The organism is Tardiphaga sp., from assembly GCF_025356345.1.
Lineage (GTDB): Bacteria > Pseudomonadota > Alphaproteobacteria > Rhizobiales > Xanthobacteraceae > Tardiphaga.
This window is the reverse complement of sequence record NZ_JANXTC010000219.1, coordinates 1-3599: the sequence shown is the minus strand read 5'-3', so window position 1 is coordinate 3599 and position 3599 is coordinate 1. Positions and strand designations below refer to the sequence as shown.

Annotated in this window: 2 protein-coding genes; both read right to left on the bottom strand. The window is 66.9% G+C overall.

Annotated features, from left to right (window positions below):
- On the bottom strand, positions 1 to 2427 hold a 2427-nt coding region (locus Q0S16_RS13505; RefSeq protein ID WP_295849039.1), incomplete at its 3' end, for a branched-chain amino acid ABC transporter ATP-binding protein/permease.
- Positions 2428 to 2429: 2 nt separating this feature from the next.
- A complete protein-coding gene (locus tag Q0S16_RS13500; protein WP_295849035.1) occupies positions 2430 to 3299 on the bottom strand; it encodes a branched-chain amino acid ABC transporter permease in 870 nt (289 codons plus the stop codon).
- Positions 3300 to 3599: the final 300 nt, after the last annotated feature.

The window sequence follows — 3599 nt, the reverse complement described above, 5'->3', positions numbered from 1 at the left end:
CTCGCGGACGATTTTTCCGGAGTCGATGACATAGCCGCGATCGGCGACGGCGAGCGCCAGCACCGCCATCTGGTCGACCAGCAGAATCGTGATGCCCTCGTCGCGGAGGTCGGCGAGCACGTCGAACAATTCCTGGATCATCGCCGGTGCCAGCCCCAGCGACGGCTCGTCGAGCAACAGGATGCGCGGCTTCGCCATCATGCCACGGGCAATCGCCAGCATCTGCTGCTCGCCGCCACTCAGCAGCCCGGCCCGGCTGCCAAGCCGATCGCGCAGCCGCGGGAAGCGCTTCAGCAGCGCCTCGATCTCGGTGGCGTAGTCGACGTCCTTGCGGGTGTTGGCGCCGAGCTCGAGATTGTCCCACACGGTCATCTCCGGAAACACCTGGCGGCCTTCCGGCACCAGCGCGAGGCCGCGCGCGGCGATGCGATGCGCCTCGTGGCGCTCGATCCGGACATCATCGAGAATGACGTCGCCTTCCACCGGCCGCAGCAATCCAGCCACCGCGCGCATCATGGTCGACTTGCCGGCGCCATTGGCGCCGATCAGCGCCACCATCTCGCCGGGCTTGACCTCGAAATTGAGTTTCCGCAGCACCGGTGCCGCGCCATAGCCGGCGGACAGATCGATCGCGGTGAGCACGGCATCCTGCGATCCGGCCCATGGCGAAATGCGCGCGCGGGCCTGCATGCCGGCGGCGCCGAGATAGGCGGCCAGCACTTTCGGATCGTGGCGGATCTGGTTCGGCGTGCCGGCGGCGATCGGACGGCCGGCGTCGAGCACCACGATGTGGTCGGAAATGCCCATCACCAGCCGCATGTCATGCTCGACCAGGATCACGGCGATGCCGACATCGGCGATCCGGCGCAGCAATCCGCTCAGCGCTTCCTTGTCGGAGGCCATCAGCCCGGCGGCGGGCTCGTCGAGCAGCAGCACCCGCGGCCGCATCGCCAGCGCGCGAGCGATCTCGACCAGCCGGCGGTCGACATGCGGCAGGTCGCCGGCGGTGGCGGCGAGTGCCCCCTTGTAGCCGACAAAGGCGATCAGCGCCTCGGCGGCGTCCTCGTCGCTCGACGTGGCGGCGGCCGACAGCATCGAGCCGAGCTGGCCGCGTCGCATCGCGATCAGCACATTGTCGAGCACGCTCATGGTCTCGAACAGTTTGGTGGTCTGGTAGGTGCGGCCGATGCCGGCGCGCGCCACCTGCCACGCCGGCGCGCCGGCAAGTTGCTCGGCGCCGAGGCGAATGCTGCCGCTGTCCGGCCGGTAGAAGCCACCGATCATGTTGAGCACGGTGGTCTTGCCGGCGCCGTTCGGGCCGATCACGCTGGTCACCCGGCCCTGCGCGGCGCTGAAGGACACATTCGATGCCGCCTTGATGCCACCGAAGCTGATGCCGATGTCGCGCACTTCCAGCGCCGCGCGATCATTGCCGGAAGTCAGAAACGCCGCGACGTCGATTCCGCCCGGTTCGGCGGCGCGCGGATTGGCGCGGCGGAACAGCCGCGCCATTGTGCCGAGCACGCCTTCCGGTGCCAGCCACAGCACCACCAGCAGCAGCGCGCCGAAGAACAGCAGCCGGTATTCGGCGAGCTGGGAGAGCAGCTCCGGCAACACCACGGTGATCACCGCGCCGACCGCGGGGCCGAGCACCCAGCCGGCGCCGCCGACGATGCAGGCGAACAGGAACAGGATCGATTGCGAGAACGGAAACGAATCCGGCGAAACGAACGCCAGCAGGGACGCGAAGATGCCGCCGGCGAGGCCGGCGAATACCGCCGACAGCATGAACGCCGCGGCCTTGACGGTGACCGGATTGAGACCGATCGAGCGCGCCGCCACCTCGGCGTCGCGCACCGCGACCATCGCCTTTCCCCAGGCCGATCGCGCCAGACGATAGAACAGATAGGTCGACGCTCCGGCGATGGAAATCGCCAGCAGCGCGATCTCGCGCTCGGCGAACATCACGGAGCCCAGCATCGGCGACGGCAGGCCCATCAGCCCGTTGGAGCCGCCGGTGACGCCGCGCCACTCGATCGACAGATGCTGCACGATGAAGGCAAAGGCGATGGTGACCATCGCCAGATAGGGCCCGCTGACGCGCAGCGCCGGCAGCGACAGCAACAGCCCGATGGCGCCGGAGATCAGACCGGCGAGCGGCAGCGCGAGCCAGAAGCTGAAACCCTTCAGCGTCAGGATCGCCACCGTATAGGCGCCGATGGCATAGAAGCCGACATGGCCGAGCGAGATCTGGCCGGTAAGGCCGACCAGGATATTGAGGCCGACGCCGACGATCGCGGTCAGCGCCACCATCGCCAGCACGAACGGCACATAGCCCTCGGCCCTGGCGGCGTACAGCAACGCGGCGCCGGTCAGCACCAGCACCGCCAGCGGCATCGCATAATCCCATAGCGAAAAGCGCTTCATCGTCAGACCTTGTTGATCGCGGCACGACCGAACAACCCGTTGGGCATCCAGGCGAGGGCTGCGATGACAATCGAGAACACCACGATCTGGGTATAGACCGAGCCGAGATAGGAGGTGACCAGCGCCTCGATCAGGCCATAAGCGAGCCCGGCGATCACCACGCCCCAGGCCGAGCCCATGCCGCCGAGGATCGCCACCGCGAAGGCCTTGATGCCGAACAAAGTGCCCATTTCCGACGAGACGCTGAACAGAGGCGCGATCAGGATGCCGGCAAGACCCGCCAGCGCGGTCGACAGCGCGAAGGAGATCGCCACCGTGCGGTGCACGTTGATGCCCATCAGCCGGGCCGCGTCGGGGTTCTGCACCACCGCCAGCAGCGTCTTGCCGCGGCGGGTGTGATGCAGCACCAGGTGCATGACCCCGGCGATGCCGAGGCCGACCAGCGGAATGATCAGCTGCAGCGGATAGACGCCGGCGCCAAAGATCTTGATCGGCGCGCTGGCCAGCGCCGAGGGAAAGCCGCGCGGCTCCTTGCCGAAGGTGAACATCACGGCATTGTCGAGCACGATGCCGGCGGCGACGGTGGCCATCAGCCAGGCATTGGAGCCCTTGGCCACGAAGGGGCGCACCAGACAGCGCTCGACCACCAGACCGAACAGCGCGCAGACCGCGAGCGCCGCGATCACCGCCAGCGGCATCGGCCAGCCATATCTGATGCCAAACGTATAGCCGAGCACCGCGCCCAGCATCATCGCCGAGCCCTGCGCGAAATTCACGGTGCTGGAGACGACGTAAGTGATGTGAAAGCCGAGCGCGATCAGTCCGTACATGGAGCCCAGGCCGATGCCGGAAATGATGGCGGATGCGAGCATGGGAGGTCCTTGGAAAGGGTATACTGTCGTTCCGGGGCGCGAGAGCGCAGCTCGAGCGAACCCGGAATCTGGAGATGTTCAAAACATGTCGGGATCCCGGGTCTGCCCACGACGCCTGACGGCGCCGCGGGCATCCCGGGATGATGGCTTCGCCGTCAGTTTACCAGCGGCAGGATCTCGTCGCCCTTGAAATAGGTGAACAGATAATCCGACGGCGACAGCGCGTCCTGGTTGTCCTTCGAGAATGGTCTGTCGTACTTCTTGATCAGCCCGTCATAGCTGCCGATCTCGTAAAAGCCT

What these genes read in the sequence shown, in the direction of transcription:
- Q0S16_RS13500 (WP_295849035.1), bottom strand. Translation starts at nt 3,299, where the DNA reads ATGCTCGCATCCGCCATCATTTCCGGCATCGGCCTGGGCTCCATGTAC.